The sequence below is a fragment of the Bradyrhizobium guangdongense genome, assembly GCF_006483445.1.
Lineage (GTDB): Bacteria > Pseudomonadota > Alphaproteobacteria > Rhizobiales > Xanthobacteraceae > Bradyrhizobium > Bradyrhizobium guangdongense_A.
In genome coordinates this window covers 1-23,139 of record NZ_PPPT01000190.1, presented here as the reverse complement: position 1 = coordinate 23,139, position 23,139 = coordinate 1, and the positions used below count along the sequence as shown (strand labels likewise).

At 64.1% G+C, this 23,139-nt stretch carries 21 protein-coding genes; 14 read left to right on the top strand and 7 right to left on the bottom strand.

The window, feature by feature from the left end:
* A partial coding sequence (locus tag C2U70_RS26155; RefSeq protein WP_186294479.1) for a SurA N-terminal domain-containing protein occupies positions 1-857 on the bottom strand: 857 nt, incomplete at its 3' end.
* A gap of 214 nt (positions 858-1,071) precedes the next feature.
* On the opposite strand from C2U70_RS26155, the gene tpiA reads away from it, so the two are divergent.
* The 3 genes from tpiA to C2U70_RS26140 all read left to right on the top strand — a co-directional run bounded on the left by tpiA (position 1,072) and on the right by C2U70_RS26140 (position 4,163).
* Positions 1,072-1,827 (top strand): triose-phosphate isomerase, encoded by a 756-nt coding sequence (gene tpiA / locus C2U70_RS26150; RefSeq protein ID WP_140981510.1) that lies wholly within the window; start codon positions 1,072-1,074, stop codon positions 1,825-1,827.
* A gap of 140 nt (positions 1,828-1,967) precedes the next feature.
* Entirely contained in the window at positions 1,968-2,354 is a 387-nt protein-coding gene (secG, locus tag C2U70_RS26145; protein WP_140981509.1) for a preprotein translocase subunit SecG, read from the top strand.
* Between the two features lie 177 nt (positions 2,355-2,531).
* Entirely contained in the window at positions 2,532-4,163 is a 1,632-nt protein-coding gene (locus C2U70_RS26140; protein WP_140981508.1) for a CTP synthase, read from the top strand.
* 3 nt (positions 4,164-4,166) lie between these two features.
* On the opposite strand, the gene C2U70_RS26135 is transcribed toward C2U70_RS26140, so the two are convergent.
* The 3 genes from C2U70_RS26135 to C2U70_RS26125 all read right to left on the bottom strand — a co-directional run bounded on the left by C2U70_RS26135 (position 4,167) and on the right by C2U70_RS26125 (position 6,977).
* Positions 4,167-4,829: a class I SAM-dependent methyltransferase gene (locus tag C2U70_RS26135; protein WP_186294478.1), complete on the bottom strand. Its 663-nt coding sequence runs from the start codon at positions 4,827-4,829 to the stop codon at positions 4,167-4,169.
* Positions 4,830-4,929: 100 nt separating this feature from the next.
* Complete coding sequence (locus C2U70_RS26130; protein WP_140981506.1) at positions 4,930-6,306, bottom strand: sensor histidine kinase; 1,377 nt, start codon at positions 6,304-6,306, stop codon at positions 4,930-4,932.
* Positions 6,303-6,977, bottom strand: coding sequence for a response regulator (locus tag C2U70_RS26125; protein ID WP_140981505.1), 675 nt, complete (start codon positions 6,975-6,977; stop codon positions 6,303-6,305). The genes C2U70_RS26130 and C2U70_RS26125 overlap by 4 nt, the downstream gene beginning before the upstream one ends.
* A gap of 186 nt (positions 6,978-7,163) precedes the next feature.
* On the opposite strand from C2U70_RS26125, the gene C2U70_RS26120 reads away from it, so the two are divergent.
* From C2U70_RS26120 to glsA, 6 genes are all read left to right on the top strand, one after another.
* Complete coding sequence (locus tag C2U70_RS26120) at positions 7,164-7,490, top strand: NIPSNAP family protein (protein WP_140981504.1); 327 nt, start codon at positions 7,164-7,166, stop codon at positions 7,488-7,490.
* Between the two features lie 117 nt (positions 7,491-7,607).
* On the top strand, positions 7,608-8,456 hold the full coding sequence (gene kdsA / locus C2U70_RS26115; protein WP_140981503.1) for a 3-deoxy-8-phosphooctulonate synthase: 849 nt from the start codon (positions 7,608-7,610) through the stop codon (positions 8,454-8,456).
* Entirely contained in the window at positions 8,456-9,664 is a 1,209-nt protein-coding gene (locus C2U70_RS26110; protein ID WP_140981502.1) for an MFS transporter, read from the top strand. The genes kdsA and C2U70_RS26110 overlap by 1 nt, the downstream gene beginning before the upstream one ends.
* Before the next feature lie 151 nt (positions 9,665-9,815).
* On the top strand, positions 9,816-11,909 hold the full coding sequence (locus C2U70_RS26105; RefSeq protein WP_140981501.1) for a methyl-accepting chemotaxis protein: 2,094 nt from the start codon (positions 9,816-9,818) through the stop codon (positions 11,907-11,909).
* Positions 11,910-12,075: 166 nt separating this feature from the next.
* Complete coding sequence (locus C2U70_RS26100) at positions 12,076-12,291, top strand: hypothetical protein (RefSeq protein WP_140981500.1); 216 nt, start codon at positions 12,076-12,078, stop codon at positions 12,289-12,291.
* A 113-nt stretch (positions 12,292-12,404) separates the two neighbouring features.
* Positions 12,405-14,270, top strand: coding sequence for a glutaminase A (gene glsA, locus C2U70_RS26095; protein WP_246666867.1), 1,866 nt, complete (start codon positions 12,405-12,407; stop codon positions 14,268-14,270).
* Between the two features lie 7 nt (positions 14,271-14,277).
* Here the strand turns inward: glsA and C2U70_RS26090 are convergent, their stop codons facing one another.
* Complete coding sequence (locus C2U70_RS26090) at positions 14,278-15,324, bottom strand: CobW family GTP-binding protein (RefSeq protein ID WP_140981498.1); 1,047 nt, start codon at positions 15,322-15,324, stop codon at positions 14,278-14,280.
* Positions 15,325-15,475: 151 nt separating this feature from the next.
* On the opposite strand from C2U70_RS26090, the gene C2U70_RS26085 reads away from it, so the two are divergent.
* Positions 15,476-16,531, top strand: coding sequence for a cyclase family protein (locus C2U70_RS26085; protein ID WP_246666866.1), 1,056 nt, complete (start codon positions 15,476-15,478; stop codon positions 16,529-16,531).
* A 419-nt stretch (positions 16,532-16,950) separates the two neighbouring features.
* Here the strand turns inward: C2U70_RS26085 and queF are convergent, their stop codons facing one another.
* Together queF and C2U70_RS26075 are read right to left on the bottom strand one after the other, a co-directional pair.
* The gene (queF, locus tag C2U70_RS26080) at positions 16,951-17,403 is read right to left on the bottom strand and encodes a preQ(1) synthase (RefSeq protein ID WP_140981496.1); all 453 of its coding nucleotides are present in this window, start codon (positions 17,401-17,403) and stop codon (positions 16,951-16,953) included.
* Between the two features lie 135 nt (positions 17,404-17,538).
* The gene (locus C2U70_RS26075) at positions 17,539-18,516 is read right to left on the bottom strand and encodes a Vgb family protein (protein ID WP_140981495.1); all 978 of its coding nucleotides are present in this window, start codon (positions 18,514-18,516) and stop codon (positions 17,539-17,541) included.
* A gap of 187 nt (positions 18,517-18,703) precedes the next feature.
* Between C2U70_RS26075 and eno the strand changes: the two genes are divergently transcribed.
* The 4 genes from eno to C2U70_RS26055 all read left to right on the top strand — a co-directional run bounded on the left by eno (position 18,704) and on the right by C2U70_RS26055 (position 23,092).
* Entirely contained in the window at positions 18,704-19,987 is a 1,284-nt protein-coding gene (gene eno / locus C2U70_RS26070) for a phosphopyruvate hydratase (RefSeq protein ID WP_140981494.1), read from the top strand.
* 34 nt (positions 19,988-20,021) lie between these two features.
* Positions 20,022-21,161: a zinc-binding dehydrogenase gene (locus tag C2U70_RS26065; protein ID WP_140981493.1), complete on the top strand. Its 1,140-nt coding sequence runs from the start codon at positions 20,022-20,024 to the stop codon at positions 21,159-21,161.
* 122 nt (positions 21,162-21,283) lie between these two features.
* A complete protein-coding gene (locus C2U70_RS26060) occupies positions 21,284-22,282 on the top strand; it encodes an MBL fold metallo-hydrolase (RefSeq protein ID WP_140981492.1) in 999 nt (332 codons plus the stop codon).
* A gap of 258 nt (positions 22,283-22,540) precedes the next feature.
* On the top strand, positions 22,541-23,092 hold the full coding sequence (locus C2U70_RS26055; protein WP_140981491.1) for an NADPH-dependent FMN reductase: 552 nt from the start codon (positions 22,541-22,543) through the stop codon (positions 23,090-23,092).
* The last annotated feature ends 47 nt before the right edge of the window (positions 23,093-23,139 follow it).

Genomic DNA, 23,139 nt, shown 5'->3' with positions numbered 1-23,139 from the left:
GCCTCCTCGACCGTCGGGAATACGAGCTGATGCACCTGCCGCTTTTCCGGCGTGCCGAGCCGGTCCTTGCGCTGGTCGAACAGCTTCTTGGCGTCGTCGTCGGAGACCTCGGTCCACTTGCCGATTTCTTCCGGCGAGATCACGACAAAGGAGATCTTGCGATATTCGGGGGCACGGAACTGGATCTTGTGGTCTTCGAAATAGGCCGCGAGCGCCTCGGGCGAGGGCGGGTCGATGGTGCCGGCGTGGGCTGCGTCCAGCTTGACGAATTCGATGCCGCGCTGCTCGTTCTGGTATCGGGTCAGCACGTCGATCATGGCCTTGGTCGGCTCGAGGCCGGCGCCGATGGTGCCGGTGATCTGCCGCCGCAGCGACACCTTGCGCTGCTCGGCGATGTAGCGCTGCTCGGTGTAGCCGAAGTTGCGGATCACGGCCTGGAAGCGCTGCGGGTCAAAGCTGCCGCTGACGCCCTTGAAGTTCGGGTCGTTCATGATGACGCGGCGGATCTCGTCGTCGGACTGGCCGAGCCCGAGGCGGCGGGCTTCTTCGTCGAGAGCGGCTTCCGCGATGGTCTGCTGCAGCACCTGGCGGTCGATGCCGAAGGCGCGCGCCTGCTCCGAGGTCAGGGGACGCCCGAACTGGCGGCCGATCTGCTGCAGGCGCTCGGTATAGGTCTGGCGGAATTCGTTCAGCGAAATCTCGGTGCCGCCGACCTTGGCGACGGTCGACTGCCCAAAGCCGCGGAAGATGTCGGCGATGCCCCAAATGCCGAAACTGATGATCAAAAAGCCCATCACCACGGCCATAACGGTTTTGCCGAGCCAGTTTGATGAGGCCTTGCGCATTCCTCGAAGCATTGGGTCCAACTTGTCTGGTAGGAAAGGGAACCGGGTCGCGTCTTAATGCAGTTTCCGCAAAAGCGCGTCACCGAATTGATCTCGCATCATAAAGAGGCTGCTTTCGCCCCGCAACCTGAGGCTCCCTTAAGCTGTGTTAACGGGGCGAGGTATCTGGAACTGCGGCGCCCGCTCTGCTAGCGCATGGGCGAGCCCATTTCGCTGGATTTTTGACATGACTGACGCCATCCGCCCCCTGATCGCCGGCAATTGGAAGATGAATGGCCTCAAGGCCGCGACTGCCGAATTCGACGCCATGCTTACGGGCGCGGCAGATGTCGCCGCCAAGGCCGATCTCCTGGTGTGCCCGCCCGCCACGCTGATTGCCGCCTTTGCCGACAAGGCGCGCGGCAAGAAGGTCGCGGTCGGCGCGCAGGACTGCCATCCCAAGGTTTCGGGCGCCCATACCGGCGATATCGCCGCCGAAATGCTCGCTGATGCCGGGGCGAGCGCCATCATCGTCGGCCATTCCGAGCGCCGCGCCGACCATGGCGAGAGCGATGTTTTGGTGCGGCAAAAGGCCGAGGCTGCCTGGCGCGCCGGGGTGACCGCGATCGTCTGCGTCGGAGAGACCCAAGCCGAGCGCGACGCCGGCAAGACCCTGGACATTTTGCGTGGCCAGCTCGGGGGATCGCTCCCTGACGGCTCTCGAGCCGCCAATCTGATCGTTGCCTATGAGCCGGTCTGGGCGATCGGCACCGGGCTCACCCCGACGGCCAAGGATGTCGAGCAAATTCATGGGTTTATCCGCGAATTGCTGACCTCCCGCTTCAGCGCCGAGGGGGCGAAAATGCGCATCCTCTATGGCGGATCGGTCAAGCCGTCGAACGCGGCCGAGCTGATGGCGGTCGCCAACGTCAACGGCGCCCTGGTCGGCGGCGCCAGCCTCAAGGCGTCCGATTTCCTTGCGATCGCCAAAGGCTGCCCCTAGCTAACGGCTGGAGCATTTTCTCGCGGCGATCGGGGTGGCATTGCCGGTCCTGATCGTGTAACACCGCGCAACTTCAGGAAAACCCGCAAAGCGCGCTGGCAGCCGGTATCGGCGCTGACGGCTTGTGACGGAAGGGTACCATGCAGACTGTCGTTATCGTCATCCATCTCATGATCGTCTCCGTGATGATCGGGGCCGTGCTGCTTCAGAAGTCTGAAGGCGGCGGCCTCGGCATGGGTGGCGGCGCGGGCTTCATGTCGAGCCGCGGCACGGCGAACCTTCTGAGTCGGACGACGGCGATTTTGGCCGCAGGCTTCTTCCTCACCAGCCTGTTCCTGACCTGGTATGCGGGCTACGACCGCAAGCCGGCGTCGATCATCGGCGCGCCTGCGTCGCAGACGCAGCCTGCCGGTGGCGCGGTGCCGGTGGCGCCGACCTCGGGCGGCGTGCTCGATACGCTGAAGAAGGCGGACGAGCAGCAGCAGAACCAGGCGCCTTCGGCTCCGCAGGCGCCGAAGTCGCAATAGCGGCGCAATAAAGCAGGGGGGCCATGCAGGGCGGCGTCTACCGTCCCGCATCAACAATCCCCATCAAGGCACTGTTACCACTCTCAGTTTTGGCTCACCCACAGGCCCGCAAAATCTTTGGGCCGGAAGACGAATCGCTTTGGCGAATCGAATTCGAGGGATTAGAGGTTAAGTCCCATGGCGCGGTACATATTCATCACCGGCGGCGTGGTTTCTTCGCTCGGAAAGGGTCTGGCTTCAGCGGCACTCGGTGCTCTGCTGCAGTCCCGCGGGTACAAGGTCCGCCTCCGCAAGCTCGACCCCTATCTCAACCTCGATCCCGGAACGATGTCGCCGTATCAGCACGGCGAAGTGTTCGTGACCGATGACGGCGCGGAGACCGATCTCGACCTCGGTCACTACGAGCGCTTCACGGGACGTCCTGCGACCAAGCAGGACAACATCACGACGGGGCGCATCTACCAGGACATCATCTCCAAGGAGCGCCGCGGCGATTATCTCGGCGCGACCATCCAGGTGGTGCCGCACGTCACCAACGCCATCAAGGAATTCGTGCTGTCGGGCAATGACGAGTACGACTTCGTGCTGGTGGAGATTGGCGGCACCGTCGGCGACATCGAGGGCCTGCCGTTCTTCGAAGCGATCCGCCAGCTCAAGAACGAGCTGCCGCGCGATCACGCCGTCTACATCCATCTCACGCTCTTGCCTTACATCCCGAGTGCAGGCGAGTTGAAGACGAAACCGACGCAGCATTCGGTGAAGGAGCTGCGCTCGATCGGCATTCAGCCGGATATCCTGCTCTGCCGCACCGACCGCGAGATCCCGAAGGAGGAGCGGCGCAAGCTCGGCCTGTTCTGTAACGTGCGTGAAAGCGCCGTCATCGAAGCGCGCGACGTCGACAACATCTATGCGGTGCCCGAGGCCTATCACAACGCCGGCCTCGACGACGAAGTGCTCGCCGCCTTCGGTCTCGGCTCGCGGATTCCGCCGGAGCTGCAGAGCTGGCGGCAAATCAACGAGCGCGTCCGCAATCCCGAGGGCAACGTCACCATCGCCATCGTCGGCAAATACACCGGCATGAAGGATGCGTACAAATCGCTGATCGAGGCGCTGTCGCATGGCGGCATCGCCAACAAGGTGAAGGTCAATCTCGACTGGATCGAGAGCGAGATCTTCGAGAAGGAAGATCCCGCGCCGTTCCTCGAACACGTCAACGGCATCCTGGTGCCCGGCGGCTTCGGCCAGCGCGGCGCCGAAGGCAAGATTCGCGCGGCGCAGTTCGCACGCGAGCGCGACGTGCCGTATTTCGGCATCTGCTTCGGCATGCAGATGGCCGTGATCGAGGCCGCCCGCAATCTCGTCGGCATCGAAGCGGCCAACTCCACCGAGTTCGGCCCGACCAGCGAACCGCTGGTTGGCCTGATGACGGAATGGCTGCGCGGCAACGAGCTCGAAAAGCGTTCGAAGGCGGGCGATCTCGGCGGCACGATGCGGCTCGGTGCATATCCAGCCGCGCTCACGCGCGGTAGTCGCGTCTCGCAGGTCTATGGCGGTGCCACCGAAATCTCCGAGCGTCATCGTCACCGCTACGAGGTCAACACCGCCTATAAGGATCGCCTGGAGCAGCACGGGCTGAAATTCTCAGGCCTCTCGCCGGATGGCGTGCTGCCTGAAATCGTCGAGTACGAGGATCATCCCTGGTTCATCGGCGTGCAATTCCACCCCGAGCTGAAATCGCGGCCCTTCGAGCCGCATCCGCTGTTTGCCTCGTTCATCCAGGCGGCGATGGTGCAGAGCCGGCTGGTTTAATCCTCAGGGCGCGGCGGTGCAGTCGCGCTCGAGTTGAATCTGCTCCGGTGCAACCCGCGTCGATGGCTCCGGCGCAAGCGATCCCGTCACGATCTTCATCTCCGGCCGCCGCGTCAGCTTGTAGACGGCGGCGGGGGGTATGTTCAGGAAGGCGCGATCCACCAGCGTCGCGCGCAGACCGAGCCGGTCGAGCACGGGCCGCGGGATCGGGCAGCTCATGCCGTAGGTGAACTGGTAGAAGGCGCCGCCCGGACGGACATAGCTGAACGCGCCACCGATGATCGAGACGACCTTCCGTGTCGACATGTTGAGCAGCGGCAGTCCGCTCACGACGGCGCCGACGGGCGCGCCGTCATAGAGGCGCTCCGTTGCGAGCCGCCCCGCATCCATCCACAACACGCGTGCGCCGGGAAAGCGCATTTGCAGCACCTTCATGAAGTCGGAGCCGTATTCGATCAGCGTGAGGTCCTGCTGGCGCACGCCGCGCTTGAGCAGCTTGTAGGTGAACGCGCCGGTGCCGGGACCGAGCTCGAGAACCGGTCCCGTCGATGCCGTGATCTCGCGGGTGATGAGATCGGCCAGCGCCGCGCCCGACGGCGCAATCGCACCGACGCGACGCGGGGCTGACATCCAGGACAGGAAGAAGGAGAGGAAATCGTTGGGCATGCGCACTCCGGCATCTTGGTTGCACCTCGCAAATCAAAGGTGAGGCGGCCGAAGAGTCGCCGGAGTGCATTGCGACAGCATTGCGCGTATGCCGGTTGCGTCAATTCTCTCGTACTTGCGGCAGTGAAATCCTGAAGCTTGCGCCGCCGTCCGGTCCGTCCGCGACCGAGACATGGCCGCCATGCAGCAGCACGATCTCGCGCACCATGTTGAGACCGAGGCCGGCGCCGCGGTCGACCGGCGTCAGCCGGTAGAACGGCTCGAAGATATGTTCGCGTTGATCGAGCGGAATGCCAGCGCCTTCGTCGGTGACCTCGATGCTCGCGGGTCTGCTGACGCGAATACCGATCGTGCCGCGGCGCGGGCCGTGCTGGATCGCGTTCTGTACGAGGTTGGTCAGCGCGCGCTCCAGTGCGGCCGCATCGCCGATCGTTTCGATCGGCGTGGCGGGTGCGTCAAGCGCCAGCTCGTAGCCGGCGGCAATCGCCAGCGGCGCGAGGTCGGCCGCCGCGCTTTGCGCGAGCTGCACGAGGTCGAACCGCGCGAACGGATGGCCGCAGCGGTCGAGCCGCTGGATGTCCAACAATTGTTCGGCAAGCGTGGCCAGCCGCGCGGTATCCTCCTGCAGACGGATCTTGTCCGGGCCAGGGGCGAGCGATTCCAGTCGCGTGTTCAGGATCGCGATCGGCGTGCGCAGCTCGTGGGCGGCGTCGGCGACAAAGCGCTTGTGGCGGGCGTAGCCCTGGTCGAGCCGCGTCAGTGCGTCATTGACCGCAGTCACCAGCGGCACGACCTCCAGCGGAATCTGCTCGACCGATAGCCGCGCGCCGCGCTGGTGGATGTCGATGCGGCGCGCCTGGTCGGCGGTGGTGTCGAGTCCTCTGAAGGCGCGTCGCACGATCATCGGCGTCGCGATGAAGGTCGCCGTTCCCATCAGGAGCAGCCCGGGCAGGGCGATGCCGAGGAATGCAAGCGAGGTCATGACCAGTGCCTTGGCGCCGGTGAGCCGTCCTTGTGTCGCGGTGATGATCTGTACATTGCCGGCGTCGGTGTCGACCCGCTTCAGCCGCGCTGCCGGCTTGCGCGGATCATCCTCGAACAGCTGCCAGCCGAGCCGCGCCTGGCTGATCTGGTCGAGGCCGCCGCCGATCGCGGCGAATTCGGCCGGCACGGTGCCTTCGCTGAGCGAATGACCCTGCCGGTCGCGGACCAGGAACCAGAGGTCCGGAGTCTCGCCACGCAATTGTTTCAGCTCGGATGTCGACCGCAGGGTCAGGCCGCCTTGCGTGTCGCGCGCGAGTGCGTGCTGCACCACGTCGATCACGCGATCCTCGTCGCGCTCGGCGAGCACGAAGCCCGACGCGCATAGCGCTCCGACGACGACGGCCACCAGCGCGACCAGCAGCGCGGCCTGGAGCGACAGCAGGCGCCAGCTCAGTCGTGAGCGCAGGCAATAGGGATCTTCATGCTTGCTCATGTCAGCTTCTTCAGGAGATAGCCGACGCCGCGAATGCCGTGGATCTCGACGCCCGCATCCGCTTCAGCGAGCTTGCGGCGCAGCCGCGAGATGTGCGTGTCCAGCGCGTTCGACTGGATCTCGTCGTCAAAATTGTAGACGGCCTCTTCCAGCGCCGCGCGCAGCACGGTGCGGCCGATGCGGCGGATCAAGGCTTCGAGCACCAGGAGCTCGCGGCGCGGCAGCTCGAACGGCTGGCCCTCGATGCTGGCCTCGCGATGGCCGAGGTCGAAGGTAAGGCGGCCGGCGCGAATGAGGTCCGGGGACAGGCCCGCGGGCCGCCGCAGCACGGCGCGCAGGCGCGCCAGCAATTCCTCGACCGCGAAGGGCTTCGCCAGATAGTCGTCAGCGCCGCTGTCGAGGCCGGCCACGCGGTCGGCGAGCTCGCCGCGTGCGGTCAGGACGATGATCGGCACACCGTCGGCGCGTGCGCGAAGTTTCGGGATCAGGGTGAGGCCGTCGCCGTCGGGAAGCTGGCGGTCCAGCAGGACGGCAGCATGCACATCGGAGGAAATAGCCTCCTCCGCTTCGGCGAGTGTCGGGACATGATCCACCACCATGTCGTAGCGTTTCAGTGCCGACGCCAGCGCGCAGGCCATCTCCGCCTCATCCTCGACAAGCAAAACCCGCATGATCCGGCACCTGACCCTTGATTGAGCCCATCTAGCGGCCCGATCATTGCGGCAGCATTGCGGGAACTGTGTTGCCGGAGCCCGTGCAGCCATGCGCGAAACGCCACGGGGGCGGCCGGGCAGGGCTCAAGACACCGTCATGGCCAATCGTTATAACTGCCGGACCTGTTCAGGGAGGAAACAAGAATGATCTACGAAATGCGCGTCTACCATTGCTTGCCGGGCCGGCTGCCGGCGCTGCTCAAGCGCTTTGACACCGTCACGCTGAAGCTGTGGGAGAAGCACGGCATCCGGCAGGCCGGGTTCTTCACCACGCTGATCGGGTCGTCGAATCAGGAGCTGACCTATTTCCTGGCGTGGGAATCGCTCGCCGAGCGTGAGAAGAAATGGGCCGGCTTCATGGGCGATCCCGACTGGATCGATGCGCGCGCGAAGTCGGAAGCAGATGGCCAGATCATCGCCAATATCGTCAGCCAGTTCCTGGTGCCGACCGCGTTCTCCGCCGTGAAGTGACGGGTGGCCTCGCGCCGCGCGGCCCTGCTGCAACCCTGATATTCAGGCAGCAGGGCCGAATAGGGTTGATCCGACCCTTTTCGCCGCTATGGTCGCGCCGGAACGAGGATTTTGGTCTTGAGCGATAGCAACTCCGCAGCGTCAGTTGTCACGGTCGGCTCGGTCAGGTTCGGCAACGATCTGCCGATCTCGATCATTGCAGGTCCTTGCCAGCTCGAGAGCCGGCAGCATGCGCTGGAATGCGCCTCGGCGCTGAAGGAGATCGCGAGCCGGTTGAAGATCGGGCTCGTCTACAAGACGTCGTTCGACAAGGCCAATCGCACAAGTGCGTCTGCGCAGCGCGGTCTCGGGCTCGCGCAGTCGCTGCCGATCTTCGCTGAGATCCGCTCCTCGATTGGTCTTCCCGTGCTCACCGACGTGCATGAGGCGACGCAATGCGCCGAGGTGGCGCAAGCGGTCGATGTACTTCAGATCCCGGCATTCCTTTGCCGACAGACCGATCTCCTGCTGGCGGCGGCCGCGACCGGCAAGGTCGTCAACGTCAAGAAGGGGCAATTTTTGGCGCCCTGGGACATGGCGAATGTCGTGGCCAAGATCACCAGCGCCAACAATCCGAACGTGCTCGTCACCGAGCGCGGCGCGTCCTTCGGCTACAACACGCTGGTGTCGGACATGCGCGCGCTGCCGATCATGGCGCGCATCGGCGCGCCCGTGATTTTCGATGCCACCCACTCTGTGCAGCAGCCGGGCGGGAAGGGCGCATCCTCTGGTGGCGAGCGCGAATTCGTACCGGTGCTGGCGCGCGCCGCCGTTGCGGTCGGCGTCGCCGGCGTTTTCATCGAGACGCATCCTGACCCCGATTCCGCGCCGTCGGATGGTCCGAACATGGTGCCCTTGCGCGAGTTCGAGGGACTGTTGCGCAGGCTGATGGCCTTTGACACCGTCGCCAAGGGCAAGACATCCTGATGCATCAGACGGTGGCGCGGCCGCAGGATCAGCGCCTCCCGCCGGCGCTCAACGTCATCGCGCTGACGAGCTTTGCCGCGAGCCTCTCGGGGCGGGCGCTCGATCCGGTGCTGCCGCACATCGCCGACGATTTCGGCATCACGATCGCGACCGCTGCGAGCTTTTCGGCCGTCTTCGCCTTCACGTTCGCGATCGTGCAGCCGCTGATCGGTGCAGCCGCCGACGTGTTCGGCAAGGCGCGGTTGATGATTGCCTGCCTCGTCATCCTGGGCATCGCCAATATCATCGGCTCGCTTGCGACCTCGTTTCCGCTGCTGTTCGCCTCACGCATCCTCGCCGGCATCGGCTCGGGCGGGGTGTTTCCGGTCACGCTCGGCCTGACCGCGGATCTCGTCGCGCCTGACAAGCGGCAGGTCGCGATCGGCCGCACGCTCGCGGGCTCCATGACCGGCAATCTCCTGGGCGCATCCGTTTCAGGATTGATCGGCGATCTCCTGGGATGGCGCGGCGTGCTCGCCATTCTCGGCGGCGTCGTCATCGTCGCGGCGATTGCGGTTGCGGCCGGCTTCCGCGGCGCGCAGCTCGCGCGGCCGCCGCGCACCAGCCTGCGTGCGCTCAGGCACGGCTATCGCACCATCTTCACCAACCCGAATGCGCGCATCTGCTATTCCGTGGTCTTCATCGAAGGCTGCTGCGTGCTCGGCCTGTTTCCCTTCATCGCCTCGTTCCTGTTCGATCTCGGCGAGACCTCGCTGTCGGTCGCCGGCATCGTGATCGCAGGCTTTGCCATCGGCGGGCTGTTCTACACCATGACCGTGTCGCGCTTCCTGCCGCGGCTCGGCGTCAAGGGCATGATGATCACGGGCGCGACGCTGGTGGGCTTGCAGCTCATCGCGACCGCGTTTGGCCCAAGCTGGCAGATCCAGTTCCTGTGCCTGCTGATGATGGGCTGGGGCTTCTACATGATCCACGGCTGCATCCAGGTCTTCGCCAGCGAATTGTCGGTCGAGGCGCGGGCCACCGCGATGTCGCTGCATTCTTTCTTCTTCTTTATGGGCCAGACGGTCGGGCCAATCGCCTATGGCTTTGGCCTTGCCCATGGCGGCAAGGTCGCGACGCTTCTGACCGCCGCCGTCTGCATGATCCTGCTGGGCTTTGCCTGCGCCCGGCTGCTGCGGCAGCGTGCGCCGTCCGATGCCCGCGTTTGAGGCCGCCGGGACGCGGCAAATTTGCCAATTCCCCGTAGTCTCCGCAGCCGAACGGTAGCTGAATCCGGTCAGTTTTAAATCAAATCTCACCTTTCGATTCCAGAGTGGCCGGCAAGCCGTCGGTCGCGGTATCACTCTGTTGGATTATTCGATGCAAAAGCAGCGTTCGGTCGCCCGCATCCTGGGCGCGGTGGTTGGCTCTCTCGGGATCGTGCTCGTCGTCATCTGCGCCTACGCGCTGAAGCTCGCGGTCACCCGCTATTCGGATAGCAACCGGATCGTGTCGCTGGCGGTGGCAAGCCGCGACCTGACCAATGCGCTTGTGGTGTTCCGCCTCGAACGCGGCGACACGCTCAGCCATCTGTCCGCAGCTTCGCCGGCGACGGACCAGGTGCTGGCCGCGATTGCCGAAAACCGCGCAACGGCGACCAAGAACTACAATGTGGCCTTGCAGAGTCTCGCCGAGATCGAGTTGCCCGGCCTCGCCGAGCGGTTGAACAAGCTGCGCGGAATCTGGGGACAGTTGGAAGAATTGCGGCCGCGCACCACGGCCGGACTACGTCAGGAGAAGGCTGCCCGCGAAGCCAGTCTGACGCCGGCCTGGGCGAAGGCGAGCGATGCCTATATGGACGCGATCGGCGATGTGACCGCGCATGTCGACAATGGCATGACGCTGATCGAGCCCGTCATCGATCGCCTTGTGATGGTCAAGCAGTCCGCCTGGCAAACTCGCGCCTCGCAGGGCCAGACCATCCTCATGCAGTTCAGCGCGATCCTGGGAGGGAAGAGCTGGGGAGCGGGCGAGGGCATCGAATTCGCCGATCTGCGCGGACGTCTGCAGCAGTCATGGAAGGTTGTCCGCGAGCTCAGCGTCGGTGTCGCCGATGCGGCGCTGGAGCAGGCCATTCGCGACGCCGATCCGGCCGTGTCTGGGCCCATGCACGAAGAACGCAACGCAATCGCGGCGCGTCTTCTGAAGAGCGAGCCCGCAGGCGTTGCCGGTATCGACTACCGCGATCGCCAGCTCGTCGGCGCCGACAAGATCGTCACCGTGACCAAATCCGCGCTCGCCAACATGATCGCGCGCGCCGAAGACGGAGCCTCGCGCGCACGCGTCAGCCTGATCCTGTTCGGCCTGCTGCTGCCGGCCTCGCTGGCATTGACCGTCGGCGGCATGCTGTTGATGCGCAACCGCGTGACGCGGCCGCTGACCGCGATCACAGGCGTGATGACACGTTTCGCCGCCCACGACTTTGCCAGCGACGTTCCGGGCCTCGACCGCAACGACGAGATCGGCCGCATGGCCTCCGCGCTCCAGGTATTCAAGGACGCCATGATCAACGCCGAGCGCCTCTCGGGCGATCAGGCCGCCGAGCGCGCCGCCAAGGAAGCGCGCGCCGGTGAGCTTGCCGGTCTGGTCCGGCAGTTCGAAAGCCGTATCGGGCAGATGGTGCAGAGCCTGTCGGATGCCTCCAACGAGCTCGAAACCACCGCGCGCTCGATGTCGGGCACCGCGACCGAAGCCCAGGATCAGGCCGGTTCGGCCTCGAACCTCGCCGACCAGGTCGGCGGCGGCGTGCAGACCGTGGCTGCCGCGGCCGAAGAGCTCAATGCCTCGATCCGCGAGATCAACCGTCAGGTCGAGCAGGCGACGCGCGCCACCGATCAGGCGGTCGATACCGTGAAGGAGACCAACACCACCGTGCGTGCGCTTGCCGACGGCGCCGACCGCATCGGCGAGGTGATCGGCCTCATCACCTCGATCGCGGGGCAGACCAACCTTCTGGCGCTGAATGCGACCATCGAAGCCGCGCGCGCCGGCGAGTCCGGCAAGGGTTTTGCCGTCGTCGCCAGCGAAGTGAAGAATTTGGCGTCGCAGACCGCCAAGGCGACGGAAGAGATCAGTACTCAGATCAACCAGATCCAGGACGCGACGCAGAAGGCGGTTTCGGCGATCGACGGCATCGTCAAGACCATCGAGGAGGTCTCGAGCATCAACCGCGTCATCGCGTCCGCCGTGGAGGAGCAGAACAAGGCCACTGCCGAGATCGCGAGCACCGTGCAGCACACCGCGGAAGCGACCTCGACCGTGACGCGCAACATCGCCAGCGTCTCGTTGGCCGCAAGCGAAACCGGCCGCGCCGCGACCGGCGTGCTGAAGGCCGCCGCCAACCTGTCGAGCCAGTCGACGTCGCTGACATCGGAGGTCGACACCTTCATCAGCAAGGTGCGCGCGGTGGCGTGAGGCATCGGACAGCACGGCAAGTTCCAGGCCTGCCGCAACTCAGGCTGCGGCAGTTCCTTGCTTTTGCGCATGAATCCGCCTCCGATGGTGTCAACATGACGCATTCGAGATGTCATGTGGACGAAACTTAATCCGACAGCGCAGCCGCCACGTGCTATTCGTGGGAATGAACAGACTCCTGATCGTCGCGCTGCTCGCTACGTCTCCCGTTGCTGCGCAGACCGTGCAACCCTCGCCCAAGCCGCTATTGACCGATCGCGAGCAGATTCAGGCCGACAGGGCCAAGGCCGTCGCTGTAGAAAAGAGCGATCCTGCTGCCCGGCCTTGGGACAGGGACGCCGACGGCAAGAGGCCGTGGGAGAAGACGGGACCGTCGAAGTAACGCCCCTGAAGTCCTGAGATGAATCGTTCCCGCGCAGCGCCGTGACACCGCGCGGTTCCGTATACATGGCACGCCGATTGCTTGCGTTTTGAGCAAAGCAGGGTGTGACAACCGTGGACGCTCGTTCGACCAGCACAGCCAGTTCAAGCAGAACCAGCGGTTATCCGACCAGGCCACCGCTACGGCGCTTCCTCAGCGATTGCTACGAGACCTTCAGGTTGGATCACTCCGGTGCGGTAGCCGATTACATTCCCGAGCTGAAGCGGGCCGATCCTGCGCATTTCGGTATCAGTCTCGTCACCATTGACGGTCATATCTACGAGGTCGGCGACAGCGCCGTGCCCTTCACGATCCAGTCGGTCTCGAAAGCTTTTGTGTTCGCGCTGGCGCTGGAAATGGTCGGTGAGGCGCGGGTGGCGGCGACCATCGGCGTCGAGCCGAGCGGCGAGGCCTTCAACTCGATCCGGCTGACCAACGACAACCGTCCCTTCAATCCCATGGTCAATGCCGGCGCCATTGCCTGCTCGGGCCTGATCTACGAGGTCGAAGGGAAGGGTGCGTTCGAGCGCATCCGTGCCAAACTCAGCCAGTTCGCCGGCCGCGAGCTCGGCGTCGACGATGCCGTGCATGCCTCGGAAACCGCGACAGGCAATCGTAACCGTGCGATTGCCTGGTTGCTCAGGAATTACGCGGTACTGCCCGACGACGTCGACGCCGTGCTCGACGTCTATTTCCGGCAGTGCGCCATTCTCGTGACCGCGCGCGACCTCGCGGTGATGGCGGCGACGCTCGCCAATCGCGGGATCAATCCGGTGACGGGCGTGCCCGTGATCACGCCGCATATCGTCGCCCGCACGCTGTCGGTCATGACGAGCTCGGGCATGTACGATTATGCCGGCGAATGGACCTACCGCGTCGGCATTCCCGCCAAGAGCGGCGTCGGCGGCGGCATCGTCGCGGCACTCCCGTCGCAGATGGGCCTCGGCACCTTCTCGCCGCTGCTCGACGACCACTTCAACAGCGTGCGCGGCCTGAAGGTCTGCGAGGCGCTGTCGGCGCGGTTCGACCTGCACATGCTCAACCGCAATGCCGACGTCCGCACCAGCATCATGGCGGATTACGACATCTATGGAATCTCCTCGCGCCGCAGCCGCCAGCCGCATGAGCAGCAGATCCTGGACGAACGGCACAGCGACATCCGCGTGCTCGAGCTCGTCGGTGCGATGAATTTCGGGACCATCGACTATGTGACGCGAAAGCTCACGAGTGAGCCGCCGAACGCGCCGCTGCTCATCATCGACTTCCGCCGTGTCCCCGATATCACCGCCGCCGGCGCCGAACTGCTCGGCGAAACCTTGACGGCGCTGGGTGATGGCGGTGTCACGACAATCGTTTCGGGCGTCGAGCGCAACTCCACCCTCTGGAAAGCGATCTCCGAGCGGACGGCCGATGCGCGGCGCCTGCGCTGCTTCACGCTGCTCGACGATGCCATCGAATGGGCCGAGGATCAGGTGATCTACCGTCACGGCGGCTTTACCGACGTGAAGGAGAGCGTGCATCTCCAGGAGCAGGCGCTGCTGGCCGAACTCGGCGAGGACGAGATATCAGCCATCGTCAAGTTGTCGACCACGCGCCGCTATGAGCCCGGCCAGCGCATCATCGGCGCCGGCGAGCCGGCCAATTCGCTGTTCTTCCTGCAGTGCGGCATGGTGAGCGTGAAGCTGCGAAGCGGCGTGCGGCTGGCCTCGCTCGGCCCCGGCATGGAGTTCGGCGAGATGTCGATCCTGGAGCAAAGCCGCAGCGCCGACGTCTTCGCCGACACGTCCGTGACCTGCCTCGAGCTGCCGCTCGACAGTTTTGCCGACTATCGCCGGCTGCACCCGGAAACGGCGCTCAAGATCATGCGCAATCTCGCAGCCATCCTTGCGCGGCGGCTGGTGGCGGCGAACGCAAAAGTCGATCTGCTCAGCGCCTATTGAGGTCGCGTCAGGCCGCCGCTCGGACGGCCTGCCAGAGGTCGAGCACGTCCTGGCGCGCGATGCCGCGGGTGATGAACACGATGCGCGAGCGCCGGTCGGCGTCGGGCCATTTCGCCAGCGCGACCGGGGGATGGAAGACGTGGTGCACGCCGTGGACCGCGACCGGCGCCGCTTCATCGCGCAAATTGAGGATTCCTTTGACGCGCAGCAGATCCTCACCACGGGCGGTGCGCAGATGCGCGAGCCAGTGCGACACTGCCATCCAGTCGAGGGGCTCGTCGAAGGCGATCACGAAGCTGGTAATCGACGTATCGTGGCTGTGATGGTCGTGGTGATCATGATCATGGTGATGATCGTGCTCATGCGTGAACGCCTGTTCGTTGAGCCAGCGCGCGATGTCGGCCGTCTTCTTTTCGGGGTCGACCAGGGCGGCACCGAACAATTGGGCCGGGTCGATCTCGCCATGCATCACGCTCTCGATCGCTGCGCCGGGATTGAGCCGCCGCAGGCGCTGATGCAGTGCGTCAACGTTATTGACCAAATCGCTCTTCGTGATCAGCAGCCGATCGGCCAGCGCCACCTGCTTCACCGCTTCATACTGACGATCCAGTTGGTGCGATGCGTTGGCGGCATCGACCGTCGTCACGACGGTGTCGAGCCGGACGAAATGTGAGACCAGCGGATTGTTCAGTAGCAACTGAATGATGGGGGCGGGGTCGGCGAGGCCGGTGGTCTCGACCAGAATCCTGCGAAACGGCGGCACCTCGCCGCGGTCGCGGCGCGCCAGCAGCGTACGCAGGGTTTCCTCGAGGTCGCTGCGGATTGTGCAGCAAATACAACCGCTCTCGAGCACGGCCACTTCGCCGTCGACGCGCTCGACCAGGAGGTGGTCGAGGCTGACCTCGCCGAATTCGTTGATGATGACGGCGCTGTCCTTCATCGCGTCGTTGCGCAGCAGACGGTTGAGCAGCGTGGTCTTGCCGCTGCCGAGAAAGCCGGTGATCAGCGACACCGGCAGCCGCTGGGCGGATTTGTCGCTCTCGAACAGGCTCATCGGCGTCCTCAACCTGTGGTCTTATTTTTGTCGCTAGACAACAGCCTAATGCAGGACGAGCATATCGAAAATAACTTTTAAGCCCGGCGCACCGGGCACAACCTGGGAGGAAGCGATGGACGAAACCAAGGGAGACGACGGGAAGGGCGGAATGGCGACGACCGATCGCCGAACCCTGCTTCGCACGGCGGGCATCGCCGGCGCCGCGGGGGCTGCGCTCGCGGGCGCGATGCACGGCAAGTTCTCGCTCGCGCCGATTTCGGAAGCGCAGGCGCAGACAAGCACCATGCCAAAGAACGTCGACAAGCCTTGGTGGCCGTCGAAATGGGGCAAGGACGACGAGTCCGGCGCATCGAACCACATGACGCCGGCGAAGGTGCTCGACGCGGCGAAGTGGATCAAGGACGGCAAGATCTACAAGATCGGCCGCGTCTACGAGGCTGCCATGCCGCTGTTCGGCGCGCGCGTGTTCGCGCTGCGCATTCCCGGCAGCCCGACTGGTGGCCCGTTCGGCGACAACAAGCTCGTCTATCACGACGAGTTTCTCGCCACCGAGATCGGCCAGACCGGCACGCAGTTCGACGGCCTTGGCCATATCGGCATCCAGATGGGCAAGGACGGCGACAAGAGCGAGATGCGGTTCTACAACGGATTTACGGCCGCGGAGATCAGTGACGCATATGGTCTCAAGAAGCTCGGCGTCGAAAAACTCAAGCCGATCTTCACCCGCGCTCACCTGATCGACATGGTCGCGCTCAAGGGCGGCATGATGGATGCGGGGCAGGAGATCACCTCGGCCGACATCAAGGCCGCGCTGGCGAAGCAGAACATTCCCGAGAGCGACATCAAGCCCGGCGACGCGATCATGTTCCACACCGGCTGGGGCTCGCTGTGGATGAAGAACAACGACCGTTTCAACAGCGGCGAGCCGGGCATCGGCCTCGATGCCGCCAAATGGGTCGTCGAGAAGGATCTCGCGCTCACGGGAGCTGACACCTGGGCGGTCGAGGTGGTGCCCAATCCCGACAAGACGCTCGCCTTCGTGGTCCATGCCGAATTGCAGACCAAGAACGGCATCCACAACCACGAGAACCTGATCTTCGACGAGCTCATCGCCGACAAGAAATACCAGTTCGTCTATAGCTTCACGCCGGCCCCGATCAAGGGCGCCACGGGAAGCAACGGCTGTCCGATCGCGATCACGTGATCGCAATGCGACGTGTGGGCGGATCGTCCGCCCACACCGCTGCGACAATCCGTACACCTTGAAGCGCTTTGCGCTCGCGGTGCCGTGAAGTCGTTTCATGGTTCCTGTTCCGGCGAAGTACCGGCGCCGGGACGAAGCCGTTTTGCGAGCGCAACGACATCACCTCAAAGCAGGAGCGGCTTATTCTCCACCGCAATTCCCGGAGGGGAGAGGTGATATGTGGTTCCACGAGAGACTTGCCGCACCAATCGTTATTCTGTGTTTCTCCGCCGCGAGTATCGCGACGCTCATGATGGTGGGCGCCTGGTAGATGACCATGCGTGAAGAATTTGCATCTTTCGCTTTTCTTGCCGTCGCCCTCGCAGGCGTTGCTCTGCTCTGTTCGGGGCTGCTCGCCCTGGCCTTCGTCTGACGAACGGCTAACCCCGCCCGCGATAGGGCGCGACGCCTTGTTCGGGCACCCAGAGCCCCTTCGGGACGCGGCCGGTCTGCCAGAACACGTCGATCGGGATGCCGCCGCGCGGGTACCAGTAGCCGCCGATGCGCAACCACTTTGGCTTGATCTCGACAGCGATGCGCTTGCCGATCGTCACGGTGCAGTCCTCGTGGAAGGCGCCGTGATTGCGGAAGCTCGCGATGTAGAGCTTGAGCGATTTCGACTCCAGCAGCCATTGGCCGGGCGCGTAGTCGATCATCAGATGCGCGAAATCCGGCTGGCCGGTCACCGGGCAGAGCGAGGTGAATTCGGGCACAGTGAAGCGCACCAGATAGTCGGTACCCTTTTGCGGATTGGGCAAGCGGTCGAGCTGGGCTTCTTCCGGCGTGTGCGGCCATTCGACCGAACGGCCGAGCTGGAGGGATTTCTTCGCCATCATTCGTCATCCTTTGGAGCATGATCCGGAAAAGTGGACGCCGGTTTTCCGAAAAGATCATGCTCAATAGAAAAACCTAGAGCGCGATATGATCGCGCTCTAGGGACGCCGGGATGGACGCATTCGCTGCCGACGTCAACCCGAGGCAATACTTTGGATCAGCACGATCCGGTCGTTACCGGACTCGCAGCCCCAGACCTCGCCCGGCCGGCCGTCGAGCTGGCGGACATTCGCGTTGGCACGGTCGCTCGGGAAGCTCGTGAATTTTTCCGTCACCGGGTCGAAGCGCACGATCGCATTGGCCGAAAAATCCGTCAGCCAGACCTTGTCCTTGTCGTCGACGAACACCGCATAGGTGCGCGGACGCTCGCCCGGCAGCTTCCAGCTTTTCCAGGAGCCGTCAGCGGGATCGTGCACCGACACATGTCCGCTATTCCACTCGCTGACCCAGATCCGGCCCTTCGTGTCAGACCACACGCGCCGCGCGCCCTGATTGGGCGTGGGCGGCTGGACGACGGTGGCATTTCCGGTGGCGAGATCGATCTTGGCGATGTGGCTGCCGGCGAGCGAGGCGTACCAGATGTCGCCCTTGGGCGTGACGGTGATGCCGTAGGGGCCGACGCCTTTCGGCGCCTTGAACACGTCGATAGTGCCGGATTTCGGTTCGAGCCGGCCGTAGTAGCCGGACTGGCCGGTGAACCAGTAGGTGCCGGTCTTGTCGAACACGCCGGTGTTGAGGTTCGCGGCCGCGAATTTCCCGGGCAGGAGGAACAGCGCGACCTTGAGGTCGGCAGGATCGACCCGCGCAATCGCGTTCTGGCCGCCCTCGGTGATCCACGGCGCGCCGTCCGGTCCAATGGTCACGCCATGGGGTGCTGCGCCCTGGCCGAGGCTCACCGTTTTAAATGAACCGTCCTTGGGATCGAGCCTGCCCAGCAGGCCCTTGCCTTGGGCTGTGAACCAGACCGTGCCGTCGGGGGCGGGCGTCAGGTCGTGCAGGCCAATGCCGGCGCTGATCGGGTAATATTTTGTCCGGAACGGGGCTTCCTGCGCAAAGCCTGGGCGAACGGCGAGCACGACGGCGCTGGAGGCAAGAAACTGGCGGCGATTCATTGCGTTACCCCGACTGTTTCAGATTGCGGTTCGAGACGCAGATCAACCGGGTGAGACCATAATCCGGCGCTCTTCACCCGTCAGGCGAACGGCGCAGGCTAAGCGTTCACATTTGCTTGCGCTCCGTGTATGACCCGCGGCGAAACGATCGCCTTAAACGACCCGCTCAAACCAACGGAAGCGCATTATGACCGCCATTGTCGACATCATCGGCCGCGAAATCCTGGACAGCCGTGGCAATCCCACCGTCGAGGTCGACGTCGTGCTGGAGGACGGCTCGCTTGGCCGTGCCGCGGTGCCCTCCGGTGCCTCCACCGGCGCCCATGAGGCAGTGGAACTGCGCGACGGCGATAAGGCCCGCTATGTCGGCAAGGGCGTCCAGAAGGCGGTCGGCGCCGTCAACGGCGAGATTTTTGAGGCGCTCAGCGGCATGGACGTCGAGCATCAGGTCCAGATCGACCAGACCATGATCGACCTCGACGGCACCGCGAACAAGAGCCGCCTGGGCGCCAACGCCATCCTCGGCGTGTCGCTCGCCTGCGCCAAGGCGGCCGCGAACTCGCTCGACATGCCGCTTTACCGTTATGTCGGCGGCACCTCGGCGCGGCTGCTGCCGGTGCCGATGATGAACATCATCAATGGCGGCGTGCACGCCGACAATCCGATCGACTTCCAGGAATTCATGATCCTGCCCGTCGGCGCCAAGAGCTTTGCCGAAGGCCTGCGTTGCGGCGCCGAAATCTTCCACACGCTGAAGTCGGAGCTGAAGAAGGCCGGCCACAACACCAATGTCGGCGATGAGGGCGGCTTTGCGCCGAACCTGCCGTCGGCCGACGCCGCGCTTGAGTTCGTCATGAACGCCATCAACAAGGCCGGCTACAAGCCGGGCGGCGATGTCATGATCGGGCTCGACTGCGCTTCGACCGAGTTCTTCAAGGACGGCAAATATGTCTATGAAGGCGAGGGCAAGACCCGCTCGATCTCGGAGCAGGCAAAATATCTCGCCGATCTCGTCTCGCGCTATCCGATCGTCACCATCGAGGACGGCATGTCGGAAGACGACATGGACGGCTGGAAGGAGTTGACCGATCTCATCGGAAAGAAGTGCCAGCTCGTCGGCGACGACCTCTTCGTCACCAACGTCAAGCGTCTCGCGGAAGGCATCAAGGCCGGCCGTGCCAACTCGATCCTGATCAAGGTCAACCAGATCGGCACGCTCACCGAGACGCTCGCTGCCGTCGAGATGGCGCACAAGGCCGGCTACACCTCCGTGATGTCGCACCGGTCCGGCGAGACCGAGGACTCCACCATCGCCGACCTCGCGGTCGCCACCAATTGCGGCCAGATCAAAACCGGCTCCCTTGCGCGCTCGGATCGCACCGCCAAATATAACCAGCTCCTGCGCATCGAGCAGCAGCTCGGCAAGCAGGCACTCTACGCCGGCAAGTCGGCGCTGAAGGCGCTGGCGTAAGCAACGATAAAACGATCACCGGGGAGGAAACGACATGAGCGACGGCAACAGCGGCCTGCAACTGCGCTCGCTGCTCAAGAAGAGCGGCGAACTTGAATTGTCCCTGGTGAGTGTGCCGACACCGGAGCCCGCGGACGATGAGGTCGTGGTCCGCGTCGAGGCGACGCCGATCAATCCGTCCGATCTCGGGCTGTTGATAGGCCCCGCCGACATGTCGACCGCGCAGGTGTCCGGCACCAAGGATATGCCGGTCGTCACCGCCAAGATGCCGGAAACGGCAATGCGGATGATGGGTGCGCGGCTCGACCAGTCGCTTCCCGTCGGCAACGAGGGCGCCGGCACGGTCATCAAGACCGGGGCGTCGGACGCCGCCAAGGCGCTGATGGGCAAGACGGTGTCGATGATCGGCGGCGCGATGTACTCGCAGTACCGCGTGCTCAAGGTCCGTGACGTCATGGAGCTGCCGGCGGGCACGACGGCGGCCGACGGCGCCTCCTGGTTCGTCAATCCGCTGACCGCACTCGGCATGACCGAGACCATGCGGCGGGAGAACCACAAGGCGCTGGTGCACACGGCGGCGGCTTCGAACCTCGGCCAGATGCTGAACAAGATCTGCATCAAGGACGGCATCGGCCTCGTCAATATCGTGCGCAGCAAGGAGCAGGCCGACATCCTGCACAAGATCGGCGCCAAGCACGTTGTCGATTCCACCTCACCGAGCTTTCAGGACGATCTGACCAATGCGCTGGTGGAGACCGGTGCTACGATCGCGTTCGACGCCATCGGTGGCGGCAAGCTTGCGAGCCAGATCCTCACGGCGATGGAGGTCGCGGCCAACAAGACCGCCAAGGAGTACAGCCGCTACGGCTCGAACGTGTACAAGCAGGTCTATATCTACGGCAGCCTCGACAACCGTCCGACCGAGCTGAGCCGCTCCTTTGGCCTGACCTGGGGCGTCGGCGGCTGGCTGCTCACGCCCTTCCTGCAGAACATCGGCCCCGCCGAGATCGGAAGGCTGCGCCAGCGCGTGGTCTCCGAGCTCAAGACCACCTTCGCCAGCCACTACACCCGCGTGGTGTCGTTGCCGGAGACGCTCGACCTCGCCAACATCGCCGTGTACGGCAAACGCTCCACCGGCGAAAAATTCCTCATCAACCCAAATAAATCTTCGTGACGTTCGACGGAGTGTAGTCAAAGAGGACTTGCCTTCTCGGTCCGACGGGAGAAGATTTGCGCCCGGTACTGGATACAAAATGCCAGAGGCGAAAAGCGCCGGGGACCGAGAAGGGACAGTCCATGATCGAACTCAATCGTCGTCACATGCTCGCGGGCGTTGCCGCAGTCGGTGCGGCCGCCATCTCCCGTTTGGGAGCTTCAAACGCGCTTGCCGCAGTGCCGCAAAGCGGCAGCCAGGCACCGGGCTTCTATCGCTACAAGGTCGGCTCGATCGAGTGCACCTCGATCAATGACGGCGCGCGCACGTTCCCGATGCCCGACAAGTTCGTCACCAACGTGCCGAAGGAGGAGGCACTCGCCGCGGGCGAGGCCTCCTACATGCCCAAGGGCATGGTCACCGTGCCGTTCAATCCGCAGCTCATCAACACTGGCAGCAAGCTCGTCCTGATCGACAGCGGCAACGGCGTCGCCAATTTCGAGGCGAGCAAGGGCGCAGTTGGGCGTACGCTCCAGAACCTGGCGGCGGCAGGTGTCGATCCCAAGAGCATTGACGTCGTGCTGCTCTCGCACCTGCATCCCGACCACACCAACGGCATCCGTCTTGCCGACGGCGGTCTGGCCTTCCCGAATGCCGAGATCATGGTGCCGGTGAAGGATTGGGAGTTTTGGGCGAGCGACGAGAACGCGGCCAAGGCCGAGTCCAACGCGATGATGAAGAACTACTTCGCCAACGTGAAGAAGACCTTTGCGGGTCTGGAGTCCAAGGTGACGAAATACGAATGGGGCAAGGAGGTCGCGCCCGGCATCACCTCGATCGCGACGCCCGGCCATACGCCGGGCCATACGTCCTTTGCGGTTGCGTCGGGCGATGCAAAAATCCTGATCCAGTCGGACGTGACGAACATTCCGGAGTTCTTCCTGCGCAATCCGGACTGGCACGTGGTGTTCGACAACGATCCCGCGATGGCGCAAGCCACGCGCCACAAGTTCTACGACATGGCGGCCGCCGAGAAGGCCGCCGTGGTCGGCTTCCACTTCACCTTCCCCTCGGTCGGCCATGTCGAGAAGGACGGCGCAAAATATCGCCTCATCCCCTCGCTGTGGAATCCGACGCTCTGAGTTGAAGCATTTGCACCGAAGATCGGGCCGCTCAGCGGCCCGATTGCTTTTGTAGCCCGGATGGAGCGCAAGCGAAATCCGGGGCCGCCGTCGCTTGGGGCACTAACCCGGATTACGCCTGCGCTCCATCCGGGCTACGAAACAGTTTGTTTTCGCGAACACAGCGTTTCCAAATAGGGTCGGTTCATGCACTTGCATCTACTGGCGCAAGTCGCTTAAGTGCCGTCCCGGCACTCCCGCTCAAGCCTCGAGGACACCATGGCCTACAATATCGTCACGATCGCCGGCAGCCTTCGCAAGGAAAGCTTTTCGCTGAAGATCGCGAACGCGCTCGCCAAGCTGGCGCCGAGCTCGCTCTCGCTGGAGGTCATCACGCCCGCCGGCATCTCGTTTTTCAACCAGGACCTCGAAGGCGCGCCGCCGGCCGACTGGCTGGCCTTCCGTGAGAAGCTCCAGAAGTCGAACGGCGTACTGTTCATCACCCCTGAATACAACCGTGCGATCCCGGGCGTGCTGAAGAACGCCATCGACGTCGCCTCGCGCCCCTATGGCAAGAGCTCGTTCCTGGGCAAGCCGGTCGGCATCGTCTCCAACTCGCCGGGCCCGCTCGGTGGCGTCAGCGCAGCCAAGACGCTGCAGAACATCCTGCCGGGCATTGCCGGCCCGATCATGCAGCAGCCGGAAATCTATCTGAACGGCGTCGGCGACGCCTTCGATGCGGCCGGCAACCTGACCAAGGACTCGCTGAAGACCGTGCTCCAGCAATACATCGACGCCTTCGCCGCGCATGTGGCGAAGAACCAGGGTTGAAGCTCCCCGCTTACCCTCATCTAAGAGTCGCCGTCATGGCCGGGCTT